We start from the raw sequence: 23,080 nt of genomic DNA, 5'->3' as shown, positions 1-23,080 counted from the left end.
GTCAGGCGGCCTGCGACGATTCGAGGAAGTCCTGCGCGAAACGCTGCAGCACGCCGCCCGCTTCGTAGATCGACACCTCCTCGGCCGTATCGAGCCGGCACGTCATCGGCACTTCGACACGTTCGCCGTTCCTGCGGTGAATCACCAGCGTCAGGTCGGCGCGCGGCGTGCGTTCGCCGATCACGTCGAAGGTCTCCGTGCCGTCGATGCCGAGCGTCGTCCGGTTCGTGCCCGGCTTGAACTCGAGCGGCAGCACGCCCATCCCGATCAGGTTCGTGCGGTGGATCCGCTCGAAGCCTTCGGCGGCGATCGCCTCGACGCCCGCGAGCCGCACGCCCTTCGCGGCCCAGTCGCGCGACGAGCCCTGGCCGTAGTCGGCGCCGGCGATCACGATCAGCGGCTGCTTGCGATTCATGTACGTCTCGATCGCTTCCCACATCCGCATGACCTTGCCGTCCGGCTCGACGCGCGCGAGCGAGCCCTTCTTCACCACGCCGTCGACCACCGCCATCTCGTTGACGAGCGTCGGGTTCGCGAAGGTCGCGCGCTGCGCGGTCAGGTGGTCGCCGCGATGCGTCGCGTACGAGTTGAAGTCTTCTTCCGGCAGGCCCATCTTCGCGAGGTATTCGCCGGCCGCGCTGTCCGGCAGGATCGCGTTCGACGGCGACAGGTGGTCGGTCGTGATGTTGTCCCCGAGCACCGCGAGCGGGCGCATGCCCTTCAGCGTGCGCTCGCCGGCAAGCGCCCCTTCCCAGTACGGCGGGCGGCGGATGTACGTGCTCTGCGCGCGCCAGTCGTACAGCGGCGCCGCGCGCGCGCCGGCGTCGGCGCTGCGCGCGAACATCGGCTCGTAGACCTTGCGGAACTGCTCGGGCTTCACGCTCGACGCGACGATCGCATCGATCTCCTCGTCGGTCGGCCAGATGTCCTTCAGCGTGACGGGCTGGCCGCCCCGGTCGTGGCCGAGCACGTCCTTCTCGATGTCGAAGCGGATCGTGCCGGCGATCGCGTACGCGACGACGAGCGGCGGCGACGCGAGGAACGCCTGCTTCGCATACGGGTGGATACGGCCGTCGAAGTTGCGGTTGCCGGACAGCACGGCGGTCGCGTAAAGATCGCGATCGACGATCTCCTGCTGGATCTTCGGATCGAGCGCGCCCGACATCCCGTTGCAGGTCGTGCACGCGAACGCGACGATGCCGAAGCCGAGCTTCTCGAGTTCGGGCAGCAGGTTCGCTTCCCGCAGATACAGCTCGACCGCCTTCGACCCGGGCGCGAGCGAGCTCTTGACCCACGGCTTGCGCGTGAGGCCCTTCGCGTTCGCGTTGCGCGCGAGCAAGGCCGCCGCGATCACGTTGCGCGGGTTGCTGGTGTTCGTGCAGCTCGTGATCGCGGCGATGATCACCGCGCCGTCGGGCATCTCGCCCGGCTTCTCTTCCCACTGGCCGGCAATGCCGCGCGCGGCGAGATCGGAGGTCGGCAGCCGCTTGTGCGGGTTCGACGGGCCGGCCATGTTGCGCACGACGCTCGACAGGTCGAACGTCAGCGTGCGCTCGTATTGCGCGTTCGCGAGCGTATCGGCCCACAGGCCCGCCGTCTTCGCATACGTCTCGACGAGCTTCACCTGCTCGTCGCTGCGGCCCGTGAGGCGCAGGTAGTCGATCGTCTGGCCGTCGATAAAGAACATCGCGGCCGTCGCGCCATATTCGGGCGCCATGTTGGAGATCGTCGCGCGATCGCCGAGCGTGAGGCTCGCGGCGCCTTCGCCGCGGAATTCCAGATACGCGCCGACCACCTTCTCCTTGCGCAGGAACTCGGTCAGCGCGAGCACGACGTCGGTCGCGGTGATGCCGGGCTGGCGCTTTCCGGTCAGCTCGACGCCGACGATGTCGGGCAGCCGCATCCACGACGCGCGGCCGAGCATCACGTTCTCGGCTTCGAGCCCGCCGACGCCGATCGCGATCACGCCGAGCGCATCGACGTGCGGCGTGTGGCTGTCGGTGCCGACGCAGGTGTCCGGGAACGCCACGCCGTCCTGCGCCTGGATCACCGGCGACATCTTCTCGAGGTTGATCTGATGCATGATGCCGTTGCCCGGCGGGATCACGTCGACGTTCTCGAACGCCTTCTTCGTCCACTCGATGAAGTGGAAGCGATCCTCGTTGCGGCGATCCTCGATCGCGCGGTTTTTCGCGAACGCGTCCGGATCGAAGCCGCCGCATTCGACGGCGAGCGAGTGGTCGACGATCAGTTGCACGGGCACGACAGGGTTCACCTTCGCCGGATCGCCGCCGCCGTCCGCGATCGCGTCGCGCAGGCCGGCGAGATCGACGAGCGCGGTCTGCCCGAGGATGTCGTGGCACACCACGCGCGCCGGGAACCACGGGAAATCGCGTTCGCGCTTGCGCTCGACGATCTGCTTCAGCGAATCGGCGAGGATCGCCGGATCGCAGCGGCGCACGAGGTTTTCGGCGAGCACGCGCGACGTGTACGGCAGTGTGTCGTACGCGCCGGGCGCGATCGTATCGACCGCGGCACGCGCGTCGAAATAGTCCAGCGACGTGCCGGGCAGGGGTTTGCGGTAGGCGGTATTCATGATGTGGGGCGGAATTCGGGGAATGACGCGCCGCACGCGCGGGCCGCCCGCATCACGGGCGCCGGCGCGCGCGGCGGGCGTTTCAGCGCTTCTCGATCGGCACGAACTGCAGGTCTTCCGGGCCCGTGTAGTTCGCGCTCGGGCGGATGATCTTGTTGTCGATGCGCTGCTCGATGATGTGCGCGCTCCAGCCCGACGTGCGCGAGATCACGAACAGCGGCGTGAACATCGCGGTCGGCACGCCCATCATGTGATACGACACCGCGCTGAACCAGTCGAGGTTCGGGAACATCTTCTTCGCGTCCCACATCACCGATTCGAGGCGCTCGGCGATGTCGTACAGCTTCAGGTCGCCCGCTTCCTTCGACAGCTTGTGCGCGACGCCCTTGATCACCTTGTTGCGCGGATCGGAGATCGTGTAGACGGGGTGGCCGAAGCCGATCACGACTTCCTTGTTCTCGACGCGGCGGCGGATGTCGGCTTCGGCGTCGTCCGGCGAGCTGTAGCGGCTCTGGATCTCGTACGCGACTTCGTTCGCGCCGCCGTGCTTCGGCCCGCGCAGCGCGCCGATCGCGCCGGTGATCGCCGAGTAGATGTCCGAGCCCGTGCCCGCGATCACGCGGCCCGTGAACGTCGACGCGTTGAATTCGTGCTCCGCGTACAGGATCAGCGACGTGTGCATCGCCTCGACCCACGACTTCGACGGCGCCTTGCCGTGCAGCAGATGCAGGAAGTGGCCGCCGATCGAGTCGTCGTCGGTTTCCGTCTCGATGCGCTTGCCGTTGTGCGAGAAGTGATACCAGTACAGCAGCATCGAGCCGAGCGATGCCATCAGGCGATCGGCGATGTCGCGCGCGCCCGGCAGGTTGTGGTCGTCCTTCTCGGGCAGCACGGTGCCGAGCACCGATACGCCGGTGCGCATCACGTCCATCGGGTGAGCCGACGCCGGGATCTGTTCGAGCGCGGCCTTCAGTGCGCTCGGCAGGCCGCGCAGCGCGCGCAGCTTGGTCTTGTACGCAGCCAGTTCGGTCAGGTTCGGCAGCGTGCCGTGCACGAGCAGGTGCGCGATTTCCTCGAATTCGCACGATTCGGCGACGTCGAGAATGTCGTAGCCGCGGTAGTGCAGATCGTTGCCGGTCTTGCCGACCGTGCACAGCGCGGTGTTGCCGGCCGTCACGCCCGACAGCGCCACCGACTTCTTGGGCTTGAATGCGCCTGCGGCGGCCGGTGCTGCTGCGTCTTTCGTCTCGCTCATGTTTTCCTTCTCCAATGGGTATCGGGGGTGCGGGCCGCGTTACTTCCTGCCCTGCGCGAACAGTTCGTCGAGCTTGCGTTCGTATTCGTGATAGCCGAGGAAGTCGTACAGCTCGGCGCGCGTCTGCATCGTCGGCACGACCGCCTTCTGCGTGCCGTCGCGGCGCAGCGTTTCGTAGAAGTTCAGCGCGGCCTTGTTCATCGCGCGATACGCGCCGCAGCAGTACAGCGCGATGTCGACGTTCGCCTCGCGCAGCTCGTCCAGCGTGAACAACGGCGTCGAGCCGAATTCGGTCAGGTTCGCGAGGATCGGCACCTTCACCGCGGCCTTGAAACGGCGGTAGTCGTCGAGCGTCTTCATCGCTTCCGGGAAGATCATGTCCGCGCCGGCCTCGACGTACGCGACCGCGCGCTCGATCGCCGAGTCGATCCCTTCCGCGGCGGCCGCGTCGGTGCGCGCCATGATCACGAACTGGTCGTCGGTACGCGCATCGACCGCGGCCTTCACGCGATCGACCATTTCCTCGGTCGGCACGACTTCCTTGCCCGGGCGATGGCCGCAACGCTTCTGGCCAACCTGGTCCTCGAGGTGCACGGCCGCGACGCCGGCGTTGATGAACGAGCGGACCGTGCGCGCGATGTTGAATGCGCCGCCCCAGCCCGTGTCGATGTCGACCAGCAGCGGCAGGTCGGTCGCGTTGGTGATCCGGGTCGCGTCGATCAGTACGTCTTCCATCGTGCTGATGCCGAGGTCGGGGATGCCGAGCGAGTTCGCTGCGACGCCGCCGCCCGACAGGTACACGGCCTTGAAGCCGACGGCCTGCGCCATCTTGGCCGCGTACGCGGTGATCGCGCCGACCACCTGCAGCGGCTGCTCGGCCGCGACTGCCGCGCGGAACTTCGCGCCGGCGCTCTGAAGATGCGTATTGCTCATGAACGGCCTCCTGATGGAATGCCTGATAACAGCAAGGACCGGGCCAGCTTGCGGAATGCCGCTAACCCACTGATTCTTAAGCAACGGCCGTGGGCGTTGCATCGGCCGTCGATTTCAATTCGGCAATTTTGTGTTTCAAAAATGAAATCGCACGCGCATAATCGACCGTCATGGACCTCTCTTCGACCAAGCCCGTCGGCCCGGCCGACCGCACGGTGCGCCCGCGCATCTGGGCGATGGGCATCAGCCGGCTGCGCGAGCTGTTTCGCGAGATCGCCGGCGAATTCGACGAACGCGCCGACGTGCGCATCGTCACGCGTGCCTATGAAGATGCGCTGAGCGCCATCGCGGAAGCCGGCACCGCGCGGCCCGACGTGATCGTGGCTGCCGGCTCGAACGGCGGCTTCCTGAAAACGCGCGCGCAGGTGCCGGTGGTGGTCGTGTCGCCGACCGGCTTCGACGTGATGCAGGCGCTCGCCCGCGCGCGGCGCGACGCCGCGCGGATCGCGCTCGTCAGCGCCGGCGAAACGCCGCCCGAAGTGCGCCGCTTCGTCGCCGCATACGGCCTCGACGTGCAGTTTGCGTCATATCAGTCCGCGCAGGAAGCGGAAGCCTGCGTGCACGACCTGCGCGACCGCGGCATCGAGACGATCGTCGGCCCCGGCCTCGTCACCGATCTCGCGGCCAGCGCCGGCATGGGCGCGGTGTTCCTGTATTCGCATGCGTCGGTGCGCAAGGCCGTCGAGACGGCGCTCGAGGTCGCGTACGCGACGCACGCCGAGGCATTCCGCCGCCAGCGGCTCGATACGCTGCTGCAGCATCTGCGCGACGGCGTGGTCGCGGTCGACGCGCACGGCCGCGTCGAGGCGATCAACGAGCGGCTCGCGTCGGCGCTCGGGGTCGAACCGGCGGCGGCCGTCGGCCGCGCGCTCGTCGACCTGCGGCCCGAGCTGCGCACGCTGCGCGGCGAGGACGGCGACGCGCTCGCGACCGTGCGCGGCGTGCGCTACGTCGTGCATCGCGGGCCGCTCGTCGATCGCGGCGTCACGTCGGGCAGCGTGCTGACGTTCCAGGAATCGCGCGCGGTCGAACGGCTCGATCGCGCGTTGCGCTCGCAACCGACCACGCAGCAGTTCGCCGCACGCTATGCGCTCGACGACGTGGTCGGCGCCTCGGCGCCGATGACGCGCGTGCGCGACCTCGTGCGCCGCTACGCGAAATCCGACGCGACCGTGCTCGTGCTCGGCGAAAGCGGCACCGGCAAGGAAATGATCGCGCAGAGCCTGCATGCGCTGTCCGCGCGGCGTAGCTACCCGTTCGTCGCGGTCAACTGCGGCGCGTTTCCGGAAGCGCTGCTCGAGAGCGAGCTGTTCGGCTATGAGGAGGGCGCGTTCACCGGCGCGCGGCGCGGCGGCAAGACCGGCCTGTTCGAGGCCGCGCACCGCGGCACGCTGTTTCTCGACGAGATCGGCGAGATGCCGCCGTCGTTGCAGAGCCGGCTGCTGCGCGTGCTGCAGGAGCGCGAGGTGATCCGCCTCGGCTCGACCGAGCCGATCCGCATCGACGTGCGCGTGATCGCCGCGACGCACCGGCCGCTGCTCGCGGCCGTCGAGGCCGGCACGTTCCGCGCGGATCTCTATTACCGGCTCAACATCCTGAACATCGGCCTGCCGCCGCTGCGCGAGCGCGCGGCCGACATTCCCGCGCTCGCGGCCACGCTGCTCGTGCAGGCCGCGCGGCGCGAGCCGCGTCTCGCCGAACGCGTGCGCGACACCGACGACGCGCTGCGCGTGCTCGACGCGACGCAGGCGACGCTCGCGCGCTACCGCTGGCCGGGCAACGTGCGCGAACTGCAGAACGTGGTCGAGCGGATCGCGGTCGAGCTGGCCGAGGAAGTCGACGAAAGCGATCCGGCCGCCCCGTGCGCGGCGCTCGCACCCGGCGCGCTGCAAGTGATCGCGCCCGAGCTGTTCGCCGCGCGGCCCGATGCGGCCGACGCCGACGACGCGCAAACCCTGCAGGCGCGCCGCCGTCGCGCGGAAGCCGACGAGATCCGCGCGGTGCTCGACGCGTGCGGCGGCGACCGCGACCGCGCCTGCGCGATGCTCGGCATCAGCAAGACGACGCTGTGGCGCAAGTTGTCGGCGAAATAGGTTCGGGCGGCGCCGGCCGCGCCGTCATTCGGCCTTGTGATAGTGGCGATACGCCTTCGCGCGATTGCCGCACGACGACATCGAGCACCAGCGGCGGCTGCCGTTCTTGCTGTCGTCGATGAAGAGCCAATGACATGCATCGTTCGCGCAGCGCTTGACCTTCGCGAGCCGCGCGCCGCCGAGCAGGTCGATCGCTGACCACAACACCGGGCTCAACAACCCCGCGAGCGTCGCGCTCGACGCATCGATCCGCCACGCATAGCGGCCATCGACGCGCGCCAGCGCAACGCGCGGCGACGCTTGCGCCAGAAAGCCGCCGAGCAGCGCGAGATCGTCGGGCTGCGGCTCGCGTTGCTCCGCCTGTGCAAGAAACAGCCGGTACAGCGCCTCGCGCAATGCGAGCGCCCGCGCAAGCATCGGCGGCGCGTCGCTCTTGTCTTTCTCCTTGTCGGGCACGCGGCATGCGTCGGTCAGGCAGGCCGGCACGCCGGCCCGCTCGCGGCACCACACCAGCAGGTCGTCCATCGTGGCGAAGGTTTCCGTCGGCGGATCGCTGCCGCGCCAGTACAGCGTGTTCGCGAAATCGACGCTCAGCGTATCGGGCGGCGCCGGGACCAGGCAGTCCGTCGTGACGGAAGGTTGCATTTTGTTCATGACGCGATCGTATCTAACCACCATGCCGGTTGACAAGCGCTCGAGCGATTTCTAACATAACCGGCATGGTGGTTAAAAACAGATTGATTGCACTGACGCCCCTTCAATTCAAGGAGACACAGATGATCGATTGCCTTTCGTTCAGCGTTATCCACACCGCGGCCGGCCGCGCGTACGACGACAGCACGCTCGGCGCGCTTCGGTACAAGCGGCTGGCATGGTGCCTTTGAGCAGGTTTGCCGCACTGACGTCCCCTTCCGTTCAAGGAGCCACAGATGATCGATCACCTTTCATTCGGCGTTGCCCACATCGACCGCAGCCGCACCTTCTACGACAACGCGCTCGGCGCACTCGGCTACAAGCGTCTGTATAGCGACGACAGCGCCATCGGGTACGGCGCGACCGAGCCCGAGCTGTGGTTGCAGCACGCGGCTCGCCCTGTCGCCGCCGATCCCGAGTCGGGGATGCACCTGTCGTTCAAGGCCGCGTCGCCGGCCGAGGTCGATTCGTTCTACCGCGCCGCGCTCGAGCACGGCGGCAAGGACAACGGCGGGCCCGGCAAGCGCGAGCACTACGGCCCCGGCTATTACGCGGCGTTCGTCGTCGATCCCGACGGATATCGGCTCGAAGCGCATTGCGAGCTGGACAACGTCGTTTGATCCGCTTCGTGCGGACGCCGACGAGCGACAACGGCCCGATTCCGCATCGCGCGGAATCGGGCCGTTGGTTTAGGGCCTGTTCACGCCAATAACGGGCTTGCGCTGGCTGCATCGTCGTTCGGTTCGCGGCCGCCACCGACGGCGGCCGGGCCGACATGTCGAAGCGCGTGACCGGCATGCGCGGGCGGGTTGCGCCCTCCGGCCAGCGCCCACCGCGCACGCGCTTATTGCGCGTTGCGTGTGCGCTGCAACTGCTCGCCGAGCCCTTCGATCCCGAGGCGCACCGTCTGGCCGGCCTTCAGGAACACCGGCGACGGCTTGACGCCCATGCCGACGCCCGGCGGCGTACCGGTCGTGATCACGTCGCCCGGCTGCAGCGTCATGCAGGTCGACAGATAGGCGACCAGTTGCGCGACGGTGAATACCATCGTGCGCGTGTTGCCGTTCTGATAACGATGGCCGTCGACGTCGAGCCACAGGTCGAGGCGCTGCGGATCGGGCACTTCGTCGCGCGTGACGAGCCACGGGCCGATCGGGCCGAAGGTGTCGAAACCCTTGCCCTTGTCCCACTGGCCGCCGCGTTCGATCTGCCATTCGCGCTCGGACACGTCGTTGACGACGCAGTAACCCGCGACGTAATCGAGCGCGCGCGCTTCGTCGACGTCCTTGCATGTCGCGCCGATCACGACGCCGAGTTCGACTTCCCAGTCGGTCTTCACCGAGTCCTTCGGGATATCGATGCCGTCGTTCGGGCCGCAGATCGAACTCGTCCATTTGCCGAACACGACCGGCTCCTTCGGCACCGGCATGCCGGCTTCGGCCGCGTGATCGGCATAGTTCAGGCCGATGCCGATGAACTTGCCGACGCGCCCGACGCACGCGCCGATGCGCGGCTCGCCGGACACGAGCGGCAGCGTGGCCGGATCGATCGCCCGCAGCCGCGCGAGACCGGTGTCGGACAGCACGTCGCCGGCAAGATCCGGTACATGTGCGGACAGGTCGCGAATCCGGCCGGCCGCGTCGAGGATGCCGGGCTTTTCCTGGCCGGACGGGCCATAGCGAAGCAGTTTCATCGTGCTTAACCTCTGTTGTCGAATGGGACAGCATACCGGCCGGCGCGGCCTTCCGCAGCCGCGCACCGGACTGATGGTCGATCGTCGATTGCGCGCGTCGGCGCCGCATGCGGCATGCCGTCGACGCGCGGGGGTCGCGCGGGCGCAGCGATCGCGGCGCCATACGCAAGGACGGCGCGCATCGAACGGGCAGCCGCCGGTCCGTGCATCGGCGACGACGGCCCGGCACGCGCGACGCGTGCCGCCCCATGCGGCCGGCTGCACGCGCGGCCGCGCCGTCGCTGGCCCGCAACCCTTTGTACCATCGGCCGCGCGCCGTGAAATGACGCGCGACGGATACTGACTATTGGTGCGCCCGCGGACGCTGCGACGCAGCACGCGCTGCACCGGCGTCGGTGGCTCGGCCGCCATTCGCAATGGCGCCGGCCATCGGTGCGTGAATACTGGCTATTCGGGGTGCCCTGTCATCGGAAACGTTTGCCCATCCGTTCTTTTCCGGTAATGATCAGTAAAAAGACGCTGCATTGCACACTGTATGTTTATTGCTAAGCTCGTACGGATGGCTTTCATCGCCATCCGCGGGGCCGCCCTCTACACGTGCAGAACCGGCCAGCGTGCGTCGCCAATCGATCGAGTAATCCCCCAACCTCACACCGACAATGCAGACAACCAACGACCCGCTTCCCGGCTGCGACGCACGGGAATCGATGGCCGCTATCGAACGCTATCGCGCCCCCGCGCTCGACAAGGGCCTCGACATTCTCGAACTCCTGTCCGAGCAGAAGGAAGGACTCACCCGCACCGAAATCACGAAGGAACTCGGCCGTAACGCGAGCGAAATCTACCGGATGCTCGAACGCCTCGTCGCGCGCCGCTACGTGATGCGTTCGACCGGCGGCGATCGCTACACGCTCAGCCTCAAGCTGTTCGCGCTTGCACACCGGCATCCGCCGATGAACCGGCTGATCGCCGAGGCGCTGCCGCCGATGCAGCGCTTCGCCGATGCCGCGGAGCAGTCGTGCCACCTGTCCGTCTACGATCGCGGCAACCTGCTCGTGATCGCCCAGGTGGACGGGCCCGGCCCGTGGGGCGTGTCGGTCCGGCTCGGCTCGCGCGTCGGGCTCGCCGATACGGCGTCGGGGCGCATGATGCTGGCGTTCCAGGGCTCCGAGCAACGCGCGCACATGCTGGCCGAGCACCGCAAGGTCAAGGGCGAGGCGCCGCTGAACGAACAGGAGCTCGCGACTGCGTGCCAGTCGATCCGGCAGTCCGGCTATCTGCGCCAGGACAGCCGCCAGGCGTACGGCGTGACCGACCTGACCGTGCCGATCCTCGGGCCGGCCGGCCATGCAATCGCGGTGCTGACCTGCCCGTACATGCGCCGGATCGATGCGCATATGGCGCCGTCCGTCGACGTGGTCGTCGGCGCACTGCGCGACACGGCCGCCCATCTGTCGATGTGCCGCACCGAGACCTGCTGACACGCGGGATAGCCGGCAACGCGCACCGGGCAACGCGAAGCGGCGCCGGCTCCGGTTGCGCGCGACGCCCGTGCGGCGGCCGATGCGCGATGTCGCATCGGGCGCCCGCGGCGCTACGCTAGAATAGCGGCCCTCTCAAAAACTACGGCGGCCGGTTGTCGCGGCCGTCGTGTCCGATGGATGTCATGGCCAAACTTCTGAACGATCAAGAATTCCAGCGTTTCTCCGAACTTCAGCAGAAGCAGGCAAGCTTCACGATCACGCCCGAGGAAGCGGACGAGCTGCGCGATATCGTCGCGCGCGCACAGAAGAAGCGCGACGATCGCGCCGCCGCGATGCAGGCGATCGAGAACTACATCGAGCAGTTCGACATCACGCCTGACGAACTCTTCTCGCCGGAGCAGATCGGCGACGCGGCCCGCACCTACGGGCTCATCACGGCGACCAAGAAGGAACGCACGCTGCCGCCGTCGATCACGTTCAACGGCAAGCCGTACCAGTGGACCAAGACGCTTCCCGACGACGTGCGCGGCGCACTCTTCGACGCGTTCACGTCCGGCGAATCGGTCAAGCGCTTCATCGCGATGCCGAAAGACACCGCGCGCTGTGCGCTGACGATCGCCCGCCTCGAGCGCGAAACCGGCGCCGTCTATGCCGATTCGCACCTCGAGGAACTCGCGATTTCGCGCGATCAGGTGAACGACGCGGCGTCGAAACTCACCGCGTGAATGTCATCGCGGGCACGCTTCCTGCGTGCCTGCACCCGCGCATGACGCCGGTATTGGCCGGCGCCGCGCCCGCGGGAGCCGTGCATTCGCATGCTCCCGAAAAAGCTCACCTCGGCATCCCGCAAGCGCTCACCACCGCCTCCCGGAAAACCTCACCCAAGGCGCCCCGAGACGCTGACTGACACCTCCCGAACATCCTCACCGATTGCTCCCGCAAGTGCTCACCGAAGCGCCCCGGAAAGGCTCACCGGCACCTCCCGCAGGTGCTCACCGGCCGTTCCCGGGAAAGCTCACCGAATGCTCCCGTATCGGCTCACCACGCTGTCCCGGAAAAGCTCCCTCACTGCTCCCGAAAAATCTCACCTGTCTCACCTTCGTGATGGCTTTGAATCCGCGAGGTCGGCATATGGCCGCGAATATTTGCGAGCACATCGCTTGAAACGGCAGCGCAAGACGAATATCGCAGCACGCTGGTGCGCATCTCCCGACCTCATCCGTGCCGCGCGATATCGCCGCGATCGACAGGCTCGACACGTTGGCAAGCGCTTCATCCGGGATGATTTTTTGACTTCTTTGCATTCCTGATCGAAATTCCGGCATGGCAAGACATTGCTGCCTCGACGCCATGCGCTCACCCTTCAGCGTCGGGGCGCGGACCGACGCCTACGGCTGCAACTTCATCCTGAAACCGACGACACCGGGCTCCTCCGTCGTCGACACCTCGAAACCGCACGATTTCGCGAGCGAAATCATCGCCGAATTCTCGCGCAGCGCCTCGCCGACCATCCAGGCGGTGCCACGCGAGCGTGCGTAGTCGATGATGCGGGCCATCATCAGCCGGCCGAGCCCCTTGCCCTTCTGATCGGGCCGCACCGCGATCGCGAACTCCGCCGTCTCGTTGTCGGGATCGGCGACCGCGCGCACCACCGCGAGCGTGTGGTCGCGCCCGGACACATCGGTAAACGACACGATGAAAGCCATCTCGCGGTCGTAGTCGATCTGCGTCATGCGCGCCACCTGCGAATGATCGAAGCTGCGCACCGCGCCGAAGAAACGCATCCGCAGATCTTCCGGCGTCATCGCACCGAGCAGTTCGTTGTGCGCGGCTTCGTCCTCCGGACGGATCGGGCGGATCGTCACCGTCTCGCCGTGCCACTCGAGCGTCTGCTCGAGGTGCCGCGGATACGGCATGATCGCGAGCCGGCTGCGCCCCGAAGCCAGCGTGATGCGCGGCGCGACTACCCATGCGCGGTCGGACAGCACGCGCAGCGTGACCGACATCGCCACGACTTCACGCACGTCGCAAACGGCCTGCGACAGGGCCGTCAGCGCGTCGAGCGTCGGTTCGACGGGCGTGCTGCGCGCATACGGCGAACGCTCCATCACCGCGCGGGCGAGCACGGTGTTCAGCGGCGGCAGGCCGTAGACGACGAACGGCGCCGATACACCGTCCGCGGGCGGCACGGCATAGCGAAACACCGGACCGAAGTTCGAATCGTCGTACATGTCGACCGTGATATCGACGATCTTCTTCCCGGCCGGTTCGTCCGGCTGCTCGCCCTGCAGACCGAAACGGGACAGCCAGGCCAGCGCGGCTTCGCCGGCCAGTTCATGCTGACCGGCTTCGACCATGCGGCGCGCATCGGCCTGGGCCGATGCCACGCACTCGGCCGGCTGCAGCGGCGCGCCCTCCGGCGTCTGCATCAGCAGTTGGCGCCCGAGGTTGTAGTCGACGAGACGCGCATACGCGCGTGCGAGCCGCTGCGGCGTCGTATGCACCGGAATGCCGTTCGCGTGCAGCGCGTCGCGCGTCGCCGCGTCGACCGCGCCGAAGAAACACGCGAGGATGCCGCGATGCGCGTATTGCCGCGAGTCGATCAGCGTGCGCGCGACCCGATCGGCCGGCGCGCTGTGCGAAGTCGAATGAACGACGAACAGCGTGCCCGTCTGCGGAAACGGGGCGAGCGCCTTGATCGCCTCGGCAAAATGCTCGGGGCGCGCATCGTCGCCCAACGTGAGCGGGTTGCCGGGTGCCGCGAGATGCGGCAGCGCGGCCGCGACGGCCGACGTTGCCGCAGGCGACCAGTTTGTCAGCACGTCACGCACCTCGGCCACCGCATCGACCGCGAGTTTCGCCACGCCCGCGTCGCTCGTCACGAGCGTCGCCGCCCCACGCGCGGTAACACGGCCAACGCCGAGCGTCTCGATTTCGTCGAGCAGATCGTCGAGCGCATCGACACGCACCATGCCCGCGCGCTGGAACGCCGCCGTGTACAGCGCGTCGCCGGGGTCGGCCCGGCCGGTGCGCAACGCGAGCACCGGCTTGTTGCGTGCGGCCGCGCGCGCGGCCGACATGAACTTGCGCGCCGCGCGCACGGTATCGAGTTCGAGCAGGATCGCGCGCGTGCCGGGGTCGCTTGCCAGATAGTCGAGTACGTCGCCCGCATCGACGTCGGATTCGCTGCCGAGCGCGACGACATGCGAAAAGCCGAGGCCGCGCGCATCGGCCCAGCCAAGCACCGCGTTCGTCAACGCATTCGATTGCGACACCCACGCGACGCCGCCCGATCGCGCCGTATACGCAGGCGCGCCGAAATGCGCATGCCGCGCGGGCGACAACACGCCCAGGCTGCCGGGCCCGACGATACGGAGCACGAACGGCTTCGCCGCCTTCAGCGTACGATCGACCGCGGCGCGATCGGCATCGGTGCGCGCCTCGCCGACGATCACCGCGACGCGCGTGCCGAGCTCGCCGAGCTTGCGCACGATGCCGGCCCAGGTCGCGGGCGGTGTGCAGATCACGGCAACCGACGGCGGCGCGGGCAACCGGTCGACATCGGAGACGACCGCATGCCCGTCCAGCTCGCGATATTTCGGGTTGACCGGCCACACGGGCCCCTGGAACGCGCCGTCGAGCACGCGCGACCACACCATCGCGCCGATACTGCCCGCGCGCGATGACGCGCCGACGACCGCAACGGACTTGGGCTGGAACAACGCATCGAGATGGCGAACGGTCACATCGGCTCCCTGCGGTGACGAAAGACGACACGATCGGCATGCGGCCGGGCAGGCCATGCGCCGATCGACGCGAACTCCAAGCATAGGCGAAGCGCCCGCGAGTGCCTATATGCCGAACGGCCGACTATTCGACGGACGTCAACGCCCGCACCATGGGCCTGCACCACATGCGGCCCGGCATCGCAGCGCCGCTCGCACGATGCACGCAACGCGGCACGACGCTGCAGCCGCTTTCTCAAAGGTGAGGATTTACAGGAGCCATGGTGAGTATCTTCGGGAATCGCACGACATACCGCGCCACCACGCGAACGGTGATGAAAATCCGCGTCATGCATGCACCGCGAAAATGGCCAATGCCAATGCGCGTGCGCTGCGCCATTACGCGGTTGTTTACGGGAATTCCCCGCGATATGCAGTCGGATCGCGGCAAATTCGCAAAACGGTATCCGTTAATTGCGCGGCGGCGCACTTCAATCCGTCGGGGAAAATCGCATGACGCGCGCGCAAAAACAAAACGGTGCGAAGGCCGCATGGCCATTCGCACCGTCGGTCGACACGCGAAAGGTGAGGATTTTCGGGAGTCAGTCCTTGATCAGGAAACGTCCGCGATTCTTGCCGAGCCATGCCGGCGCCCGCCCGCGGCCACTCCAGGTTTCGCCCGTCTTCGGGTTCAGGTACTTGGGCGGCAAGGTGCGCTTGGGCTTCGCGGCGGCAGCGGCGGCCGCTCTTGCCGGGCGAAAACCGAGCTCTTCCGGCGTGATGTCGTATTCGTCGATTTTCGCGCGGATCGTCGCGATCGCGTCGGCGATCGCCTTTTCACGTTCCTTGTCGATCTTTTGCTGAAGCCGTTCGAGCTGCGCGGTCAATTGCCTGTAGGTCGCCATATGGATGGGACTCCGTGAGTGTTATTCGTGAAAAACAAGTGACTCAAGCAAACAGAAAAGCGCTTCACCCGATCGTGGTCTCCTCAGCCGGTCATTTCGGGATCAATAACCGCTTTTCTTCTTGCATGCGAAGAGAAGATTTCGCACGGCGTCATCCGTCGATTGCTGGATCACGTCGAAATCTCCGTTGCACATGGCCCGGGCATTGTCCGTGCAATTGCTCCAGTCGCTGCCGGTGCATTGCACCTGCGTGGTCGGACGCCCGTCCGAAGTGAACAGCGGAGCACCGCCACCGCACCCGCCGAGCCCGGCAACCAGAACCAGCATCACGGCCGCCCGAGGCCACCGACAGACCGACGCAAGCATGTGTTTCATTGTTGTTCCCGTCAACCTTTTTTTGAATGTCGCGAGTATGCCATGGGCAGCCGTTCGGCCGTCAGTCCGGCGTGCGGTCGGGTTGCCCGCGCGCCTTGTACGGCAAGCGCTTGCGCGGATCGTCGGTGATGCGAATGAAAACCTGCTCGACGTCCGGAAGCGCCTCGAATTCGCGTTGCAGCGCCTGGCGATCGAATGCCGTATCCGCGCATCCTTCGACGTAGATGAAACGTCGCTGCACGGTGATCCACAGGCTCGTGCCGCGCAGACGATCGGAGCCGGCAAAGTGCGCCTTCGCCGCATCGGCGATCGACGCGTCATACATGTACGAGTTCGGCTTCGTGCAGCGATGGGCGAGCCAGCACGTCGTACCGCGTTCGGCGCGGTAGTGCGCATCGTCCGTCATCTCCGCGCGCGTCATCCACGGGCCGAGCGGCAACGGGCATTCGGCCACGTCCCGCGACAGCGCGACGAACGGATCGTTGTACCAGTTGCGCCGCACGTCGGGCGCGTCGGGCGTGTCGGTGTTGCCGGCCTGCGCGAGTGCGGCGCCCGCCAGCAACATGGTCAGCCACCCCGCGATGCCGATCTGCTTCATCGTGACTCCTGTTCGATGCGTTACATCGGGCCGCATCGGCGTCGCCGATCGGCTTACCGGGCGATACCGAGCGCCGCCAGTTTCTTGTACAGCGTCGCGCGGCCGATGCCGATGCGCGCGGCCGCTTCAACGACCTTCCCGTCACAAGCCGCCAGCGCATCGGTCAGGAACTGGCGCTCCCACGCCGCCAGTGCATCGGCATACGAAGCGGCCGGCGCACCGGATGTCGTCAACGCGTCGCCCGCGCGCTGCTCGGCCGGCACCGCGGCAACCCGCTGCGCCGGCGCCGCACCGTCCGGCGAGGTGCGCACCGGCCCGAGAAACGGCGCGAGCGCGCGCGCATCGATCACCGAACGGTCCGACAGCATCAGCGCGCGTTCGAGCGTATTGCGCAACTCGCGCACGTTGCCCGGCCACGGATACGCGCACAGCATCCGCAATGCATCGTCGGTCAGCTCGCAGTGCGCGGCGCGCCCGTGCTGGGCCGCCAGTTCCTCGAGCGTCGCATAGACGAGCGCCGCGATGTCGGATGCGCGTTCGCGCAGCGGCGGCGCATGGATCGTCAGCACGTTCAGCCGGTAATAGAGATCCGCGCGAAAACGCCCGGCTGCCACGAGCGCCGGCAGGTCGGCCGACGTGGCGGCGATGATGCGCACGTCCGCCCGCACGATCCGGTTCGAGCCGACCGGCTCGAACTCCTTGTCCTGCAGCACGCGCAGCAGCTTGCCCTGCAACGGCAGCGGCATGTCGCCGATCTCGTCGAGAAACAGCGTGCCGCGATCGGCCAGCTCGAACTTGCCGACGCGCCCCTTGCGATCGGCGCCGGTGTACGCGCCGGGCGCCGCACCGAAGAATTCGGTTTCGAGCAGCGTGTCGGGAATCGCCGCGACGTTGACGGTCACGAGCGGCTGGAGCGCACGCGCCGACGCCGCGTGAATCGCGTGGGCGAGCAGTTCCTTGCCGGTGCCCGTCTCGCCGAGCAGCAGCACCGGCGAATCGACTTGCGCCGCGCGACGCGCCTGGCGCTTGGTCTCGAGGCTCGCGGCGCTCGTGCCGACGAAGCTCGCGAACGTGTATTTCGCGCGGCGCGCCTGCGCGAGCGAGCGCTGCGTCGCGATCAGTTGCTGCTGAAGCTGCGCGTAGCGGGAAAAAATCGGCGTGAGCGTCTTCAACTGGTCGAACAGCGCGAAGCCGATCGCACCCACCGTCTCGCCGGCCTCGTTCTTCAACGGCAGGCGCGTGACGACGAGCGGCTCGCGGCCCGTCTCCATGATGTCGAGCAGGATCGGCTGCCCCGTCGACACGACCTCGCGCATCAGGCTGTTCGGAATCACGGCCTCGCAGTCGAGGCCGACGGCCTGCTGCGGATCGGCGAAACCGAAGCGTGCCGCGTAACGCTCGTTCATCCACACGACGCGCGCCTCGCGATCGACGACCACCGTGCCCGCACTCGAATCCTCGAAAGTCCGGAACAGCGACTCGGCGGCGCGCCGCAGCACGTCGCCGTAGTTGATGGGCAGGCGGGCCCAGTCGTTCATCATCGTGTCGTCGTCTCCATGTATCGTCGGCCAGATTGTCTCTGGAACGAGACGGATTATCTCACTCCGGAGACACCCCGCAATGCGTTGTCCGGGAAAGCCCTGCATGATTTCGAGGGTCGGCCGGATGGCCGAAACGTCTCCCGATGGAGACGTTTTATGTAGAATCGTCAGACTTACGCCGGCGCGGGCCCGCCGGCCGTCGGCGGGCCCATGTCCGGCGGCGCAATGCGCCCGATGGCACGAAACCTGCACCAACCCGAGTTGGTCCGCGGTGCACCGCGCGATCGAACAACAACCAAAGCCATTCCAAGCTTTTAGGAGACTCCCTTGTCTTTCGTGATCGTCCTCGCCGCGCTGGCGTTCCTGATGTTCGCCGCGTATCGCGGCTACAGCGTGATCCTGTTCGCGCCGATCGCCGCGCTCGGCGCGGTGCTCCTGACCGAACCCGCCGCCGTCGCACCCGTTTTCTCGGGCATCTTCATGGAGAAGATGGTCGGCTTCGTCAAACTGTATTTCCCGGTCTTCATGCTCGGCGCCGTGTTCGGCAAGGTGATCGAGCTGTCCGGGTTCTCCGAGTCGATCGTTCACGCGGCGATCCGCTACATCGGCCGCTCGCGCGCGAATGCGGTGATCGTCGCGGTGTGCGCGCTGCTCACCTATGGCGGCGTCTCGCTGTTCGTCGTGGTGTTCGCGGTCTATCCGTTCGCGGCCGAACTCTATCGCCAGAGCAACATCCCGAAACGGCTGATGCCCGGCGCGATCGCCCTCGGCGCGTTCTCGTTCACGATGGATTCGCTGCCCGGCACGCCGCAGATCCAGAACATCATCCCGACCACGTTCTTCAAGACGACCGCCTGGGCCGCGCCCGCGCTCGGCACGATCGGCTCGCTGTTCATCATCGTCGTCGGCCTCGCGTATCTCGAATGGCGGCGCCGTTCGGCAATGGCGAAGGGCGAAGGCTACGGCACGTCGCTCGTCAACGAGCCGGAACGCGTCGAGGCGAAGACGCTGCCGCACCCCGCGCTGGCGATCCTGCCGCTGATCCTCGTCGGCGTGTCGAACTTCGCGTTCACGAAGCTGATCCCGCAGTGGTACGGTGCCGCGTCGTACACGGTCGCGCCGGAAGTGCTGCCGGGCGTGCACGCGCCGGTCACGACGTCGATCAAGACCGTCGTCGCGATCTGGTCGGTCGAGGCCGCGCTGCTGCTCGGTATCGTGCTGGTGGTGCTGACGGCATTCAAGCGCGTCAGCGGCCGCTTCGCGGCCGGCTCGAAGGCCGCCGTCGCCGGCGCGCTGCTCGCCGCGATGAACACCGCGTCGGAATACGGCTTCGGCGGCGTGATCGCCGCGCTGCCGGGCTTCCTCGTCGTCAGCGATGCGCTGAAGAGCATCCCGAACCCGCTCGTCAACGCAGCGGTGTCGGTCAGCTCGCTCGCCGGCATCACGGGCTCGGCGTCGGGCGGCATGAGCATCGCGCTCGCCGCGATGTCGGACCTGTTCATCAAGGGCGCGCAGGCCGCCAACATCCCGATGGACGTGCTGCACCGGGTCGTCGCGATGGCGAGCGGCGGCATGGACACGCTGCCGCACAACGGCGCGGTCATCACGCTGCTCGCGGTCACGGGCCTCACGCACCGCGAGTCGTATCGCGACATCTTCGCGGTCACCGTCATCAAGACGCTCGCCGTGTTCTTCGTGATCGCCGTGTACTACGCGACGGGGCTCGTGTAAGCGTTGGCATCAGGGCGGCGCTTCGTGCGCCGCCTTCCCGTCTTTCAAGATCGGACCGCATGCGCGCCGGACCCATTCCGGAATGCGCATCCGGTCCGACTTCATTTCCCTGCCGCCGAATCAGGTGAAATTCGCGCCGCCGCGCCTGCCCGCGCGTGGCGGCTGCCCGGCGCCATTGCTCGACCTCGCCCCTTACGCGCCCATTGTTACCCGCAGCAAAACACTGCGTTGGGCGCGATCGCATTTTTCCCGGGCCCGCCGCGGCCTACACTGGTTCCAACGTCGCGCGGCGCTTCGACGAACGAAGCGCCGCGAATCACCGGAATCGTGGAGGTCCCGATCATGAAGCGCCTGATCCAAGCCGTTGCCATCGCCGTGGCCGTCTCGGCCCCGTTCGCCGCACAGGCCCAGTCGAACCAGCCGCTCACGCGCGCGCAGGTCCACGCCGAAGTCAAGGCGCTCAAGCAGGCCGGCTTCCAGTCGAGCGACTGGTTCTATCCGGCCAGCATCGTATCGGCCGAAGCGAAAATTGCCCGCGAGCACGACGCCGGATACGGCAGCGACCGCGGCGCATCGTCGGAGTCGGGCCGGTAATCGTTCGCCCCGCCCGCTCGACGATCCGTCGACGCGTCGTTACGCCTTCACGGGCTGGATCAGCTTCGCGCACGCCGCTGCCTGCGGATCGCCCGCCGGCAACTTCCCGCACACGCCGTCGAACTGCTTGACGACCGATCTGACCGACGCATCGTGCGCGCCGCTGCCGCGCCAACGGTTCAACTGCGTGACGACCTTGGTCAGCGCGCGCAGGTTCGCGCCGTAGAACGCGTCCCGGGTCTTGTCGGCCTGCGCGAGCACGCTGGCGGCAATCCCTTCGATGCGCGCCGAATCGTTCGGCGCCAGTTCCACCGCATTCGCAAAGTAAGTCGCGCCCCAGCGCAGCTTCGTCGCCGGCCCGCTCGCCGCGTCGTACGCCTTGCGATACCAGTCGAGCGCGGCTGCCTTGTCGCCGCGCGCCTTCGCGTTCGCGGCCAGCCCCGACATGAAGTAGTACGGCGTGGACGAACGCGGCAGCTCGGCCTTCAGCAACGCATCCGATTCGTCGTACAGGCCGGCGTCGGTCAGCGTGTCCGCGCCTTCGCTGACGAGCGCCTGCCGCTCGTACGCGTTCGCCGCGCCCTGCACCGACGCGGCGATCTGCTTGCGGGCGGTGTCGGCCAGCGCCGCCGGTGCGGCGGGCGACGTGCCGCTGCGCGCGCCACCGCGCGCGAGCAGCACGCGGCCGTGCAGCGCCATCAGCCGGTCGATCGACGATAGCGTGGTGTCGGTCGACAGGCGCGCGAGCGCCGCGTCGTATGCGCCGCGCAACTTGGTGCGCTGCGCGTCGTCGCCGAGATACGCGACCACGCGCGCGGGCGCCGCGACCAGCACGTCCGAATCGGCTCGCGACAGCGCGGCATCGTGCAGCACCGTGCGCAGCGAATCGGCCAGCGCAGCCTTGTCGAGCGCACCGGCCTGCGTCGGGTCGTCCGACGCGGCGACCACCGCCGACTTCAATGCGAAGCGCGCCGATTCGGCTTTCGCGCCAGCCGCCCGTGCGCGTTGCGCGAGCGACTGCAGCGTCTCGGCGACACGATCGGCCGGCACCGGCAGCGCACCGTCGGTATCCCACGAATAGTCGGCCAGCAGGCGCCATTCGTCCGGCGTCAGCGACGCGCCGTTCTTCAGCGCCGTCGTCAACGTCTGCCGCACCGGATGCGCGGCCGTCATCCCGAGCGACAGCGCCTGCATGTAGCGGTCGAGATCGGCCTCGCCCGGCAGCCGCGTCACTTCGGTGCCGTCGGGACGGAACAGGATCATCGTCGGATAGCCGTGCACCTTGAAACGCTCGCCGAGCTTCTGCGCGCTTTCGGTATCGCCGTCGAGATACACGGGCACGAAGAACGACGAGCGCGTCTTGAATGCCTGCTGGCTGAAGATCGTCGACTTCACCTGGTTGCACGACGGGCACCATACCGCGCCCCAGTACAGCAGCAGCGGCTTGCCCTCGCGCTTCGCGAGCGCGAACGCGGCATCGACGTCGCCGTGTTGCCACGCGATGCCGGGCGGCAGATGCGCACCGTCGGGCGATGCGCTCGCCGCCGGCGCGGCCGCGGGCGTGGCAGCGGCAAGCGCCGCACCGGCGGCGGCGAACAGGCAGGCGGCGGTGAGATTGCGGAGAACGGTTTTCATCGAAGCGGATTCCGTTGAAAAAGACGGTTTCAGGGCGATGCCGCGCAGGCAACGAGGGCCGTGAAGCGATGACGATGAAGCCGGCCGACATGCCGGGCCGCGCAGGCATCGATACGGAGAAGCGACGCCGGCCGAATCGGCCGGCAAATCGTTCGACGATACGACGGATACAGCCGAAGGAAAACGAACGAATTCTCGATTGAATATGATGCGCGGCAGCGCGGCTGCGCGGCCGCGCGTGCCGTCACGTCCGCGACGGCCGGCCCTTCATTGCCGCGCCCTGATCCGGGCCATGTGATACACGGACGCATGCACGCCGTCGCGCAATGCGTAATCCGGCGATTCGCCCTCGATGCGGAAACCGTGTTTCTCGTAGAGCGCGATCGCCGCGCGGTTGTCGGTGAACACGGTCAGCTCGACGCGCGTGATGTTCAGCCAGTTCTCCGCGAGATCGATCGCGGCCGCGAGCAGCCGGCCGCCGACGCCATGCCCGTGACGGGCCACGTCGACCATCATGCCGAGCGCCGCCGCGTGCCGCCTGCGGGGATTCGGCTCGGGACGCAGGCCGAGATGGCCGACCACCGTGCCGTCGATTTCGGCGACGAGGCTCACGCCGTGCGCGCGTATGTCGTCGAGCCGCTTCTGCCATTTTTCGAGCGACGGAAACGGCTGCAGCAACGTATTCATGTACACCGCGGGGTGTGCGGCGATCTGCCGGATCGCGTCGACGTCGTGCGTCTCGCTGTGCCGGATCCTGATATCGGTCATGGGTGGGCCGGGTCCGAAAAGTCGCGCCGATGGCGCGGACCGCGCACGCGCGCGGCAATGCATCGAGCTTAGCCGATTTCACGCATTTGAAACACGGGGTCACGCCGTGTGCGTCAGGTTGCATCCGCAACGAAACGCCTTCGCGCCGCGCGCGCGGAATCCGGAAAATTCTGACCGGCCGCCCCTCGGCGATCGGTAATTTATTACCGTTTTCAAGCTCGCAAAGCGCTCGAACGAATCGTTGTGCATGCAACGTCGCGTTCGCGACATGCAATGTCATTTCTTCATCACGTCGACGTCATGCGGCCTCCCTAGACTGAGCGCCGCGCCGGCCGCGATGCGCGCACCGCCGCGACACGCGGCCGGTGCCCCGAACGCGCATGCATCGCGGACCGTCCCGT

At 67.4% G+C, this 23,080-nt stretch carries 18 protein-coding genes; 6 read left to right on the top strand and 12 right to left on the bottom strand.

Annotated features, from left to right (window positions below; translation table 11 throughout):
• Window position 1: 1 nt before the first annotated feature.
• From acnD to prpB, 3 genes are all read right to left on the bottom strand, one after another.
• Window positions 2-2,596, bottom strand: a complete 2,595-nt coding sequence (acnD, locus tag WS64_RS26760; RefSeq protein WP_060968227.1) for a Fe/S-dependent 2-methylisocitrate dehydratase AcnD — start codon at window positions 2,594-2,596, stop codon at window positions 2-4.
• An 82-nt stretch (window positions 2,597-2,678) separates the two neighbouring features.
• A complete protein-coding gene (prpC, locus tag WS64_RS26755) occupies window positions 2,679-3,851 on the bottom strand; it encodes a bifunctional 2-methylcitrate synthase/citrate synthase (RefSeq protein ID WP_059644323.1) in 1,173 nt (390 codons plus the stop codon).
• Window positions 3,852-3,890: 39 nt separating this feature from the next.
• On the bottom strand, window positions 3,891-4,784 hold the full coding sequence (gene prpB / locus WS64_RS26750) for a methylisocitrate lyase (protein WP_059581788.1): 894 nt from the start codon (window positions 4,782-4,784) through the stop codon (window positions 3,891-3,893).
• A 170-nt stretch (window positions 4,785-4,954) separates the two neighbouring features.
• On the opposite strand from prpB, the gene prpR reads away from it, so the two are divergent.
• Window positions 4,955-6,937: a propionate catabolism operon regulatory protein PrpR gene (gene prpR, locus WS64_RS26745; protein ID WP_060968226.1), complete on the top strand. Its 1,983-nt coding sequence runs from the start codon at window positions 4,955-4,957 to the stop codon at window positions 6,935-6,937.
• Between the two features lie 24 nt (window positions 6,938-6,961).
• On the opposite strand, the gene WS64_RS26740 is transcribed toward prpR, so the two are convergent.
• Window positions 6,962-7,615 (bottom strand): CGNR zinc finger domain-containing protein, encoded by a 654-nt coding sequence (locus WS64_RS26740; RefSeq protein WP_060968225.1) that lies wholly within the window; start codon window positions 7,613-7,615, stop codon window positions 6,962-6,964.
• Window positions 7,616-7,866: 251 nt separating this feature from the next.
• Here WS64_RS26740 and WS64_RS26735 point away from each other — a divergent pair, with 251 nt between their 5' ends.
• Window positions 7,867-8,250, top strand: coding sequence for a VOC family protein (locus WS64_RS26735; protein WP_060968224.1), 384 nt, complete (start codon window positions 7,867-7,869; stop codon window positions 8,248-8,250).
• Window positions 8,251-8,474: 224 nt separating this feature from the next.
• Here the strand turns inward: WS64_RS26735 and WS64_RS26730 are convergent, their stop codons facing one another.
• A complete protein-coding gene (locus WS64_RS26730) occupies window positions 8,475-9,323 on the bottom strand; it encodes an ureidoglycolate lyase (RefSeq protein WP_060968223.1) in 849 nt (282 codons plus the stop codon).
• Between the two features lie 659 nt (window positions 9,324-9,982).
• Here WS64_RS26730 and WS64_RS26725 point away from each other — a divergent pair.
• Together WS64_RS26725 and WS64_RS26720 are read left to right on the top strand one after the other, a co-directional pair.
• Window positions 9,983-10,804, top strand: a complete 822-nt coding sequence (locus WS64_RS26725) for an IclR family transcriptional regulator (protein ID WP_060968222.1) — start codon at window positions 9,983-9,985, stop codon at window positions 10,802-10,804.
• A 176-nt stretch (window positions 10,805-10,980) separates the two neighbouring features.
• The gene (locus tag WS64_RS26720) at window positions 10,981-11,532 is read left to right on the top strand and encodes a hypothetical protein (RefSeq protein WP_059644337.1); all 552 of its coding nucleotides are present in this window, start codon (window positions 10,981-10,983) and stop codon (window positions 11,530-11,532) included.
• A gap of 663 nt (window positions 11,533-12,195) precedes the next feature.
• Here the strand turns inward: WS64_RS26720 and WS64_RS26715 are convergent.
• From WS64_RS26715 to WS64_RS26695, 5 genes are all read right to left on the bottom strand, one after another.
• Entirely contained in the window at window positions 12,196-14,553 is a 2,358-nt protein-coding gene (locus tag WS64_RS26715; RefSeq protein WP_060968221.1) for a GNAT family N-acetyltransferase, read from the bottom strand.
• Window positions 14,554-15,134: 581 nt separating this feature from the next.
• The gene (locus tag WS64_RS26710; protein ID WP_060968220.1) at window positions 15,135-15,437 is read right to left on the bottom strand and encodes an H-NS histone family protein; all 303 of its coding nucleotides are present in this window, start codon (window positions 15,435-15,437) and stop codon (window positions 15,135-15,137) included.
• 102 nt (window positions 15,438-15,539) lie between these two features.
• On the bottom strand, window positions 15,540-15,812 hold the full coding sequence (locus WS64_RS26705) for a hypothetical protein (RefSeq protein ID WP_059608900.1): 273 nt from the start codon (window positions 15,810-15,812) through the stop codon (window positions 15,540-15,542).
• Between the two features lie 61 nt (window positions 15,813-15,873).
• Window positions 15,874-16,410, bottom strand: a complete 537-nt coding sequence (locus tag WS64_RS26700; protein WP_060968219.1) for a BON domain-containing protein — start codon at window positions 16,408-16,410, stop codon at window positions 15,874-15,876.
• Window positions 16,411-16,463: 53 nt separating this feature from the next.
• Window positions 16,464-17,951 carry a sigma-54 interaction domain-containing protein gene (locus WS64_RS26695; RefSeq protein WP_060968218.1) on the bottom strand — a complete coding sequence of 496 codons (1,488 nt, stop codon included), beginning with the start codon at window positions 17,949-17,951 and terminating at the stop codon, window positions 16,464-16,466.
• 327 nt (window positions 17,952-18,278) lie between these two features.
• On the opposite strand from WS64_RS26695, the gene WS64_RS26690 reads away from it, so the two are divergent.
• Together WS64_RS26690 and WS64_RS26685 are read left to right on the top strand one after the other, a co-directional pair.
• The gene (locus WS64_RS26690) at window positions 18,279-19,682 is read left to right on the top strand and encodes a GntP family permease (protein WP_060968217.1); all 1,404 of its coding nucleotides are present in this window, start codon (window positions 18,279-18,281) and stop codon (window positions 19,680-19,682) included.
• Window positions 19,683-20,024: 342 nt separating this feature from the next.
• On the top strand, window positions 20,025-20,276 hold the full coding sequence (locus WS64_RS26685) for a DUF4148 domain-containing protein (RefSeq protein WP_059644355.1): 252 nt from the start codon (window positions 20,025-20,027) through the stop codon (window positions 20,274-20,276).
• Between the two features lie 39 nt (window positions 20,277-20,315).
• On the opposite strand, the gene WS64_RS26680 is transcribed toward WS64_RS26685, so the two are convergent.
• Complete coding sequence (locus WS64_RS26680; RefSeq protein WP_060968216.1) at window positions 20,316-21,911, bottom strand: thioredoxin family protein; 1,596 nt, start codon at window positions 21,909-21,911, stop codon at window positions 20,316-20,318.
• A 267-nt stretch (window positions 21,912-22,178) separates the two neighbouring features.
• Window positions 22,179-22,679 carry a GNAT family N-acetyltransferase gene (locus WS64_RS26675; protein ID WP_060968215.1) on the bottom strand — a complete coding sequence of 167 codons (501 nt, stop codon included), beginning with the start codon at window positions 22,677-22,679 and terminating at the stop codon, window positions 22,179-22,181.
• Window positions 22,680-23,080 lie beyond the last annotated feature (401 nt).

This window comes from Burkholderia anthina (assembly GCF_001547525.1).
Lineage (GTDB): Bacteria > Pseudomonadota > Gammaproteobacteria > Burkholderiales > Burkholderiaceae > Burkholderia > Burkholderia semiarida.
The sequence above is the reverse complement of the archived record's forward strand: the minus strand, read 5'-3'. Positions and strand labels throughout refer to the sequence as shown.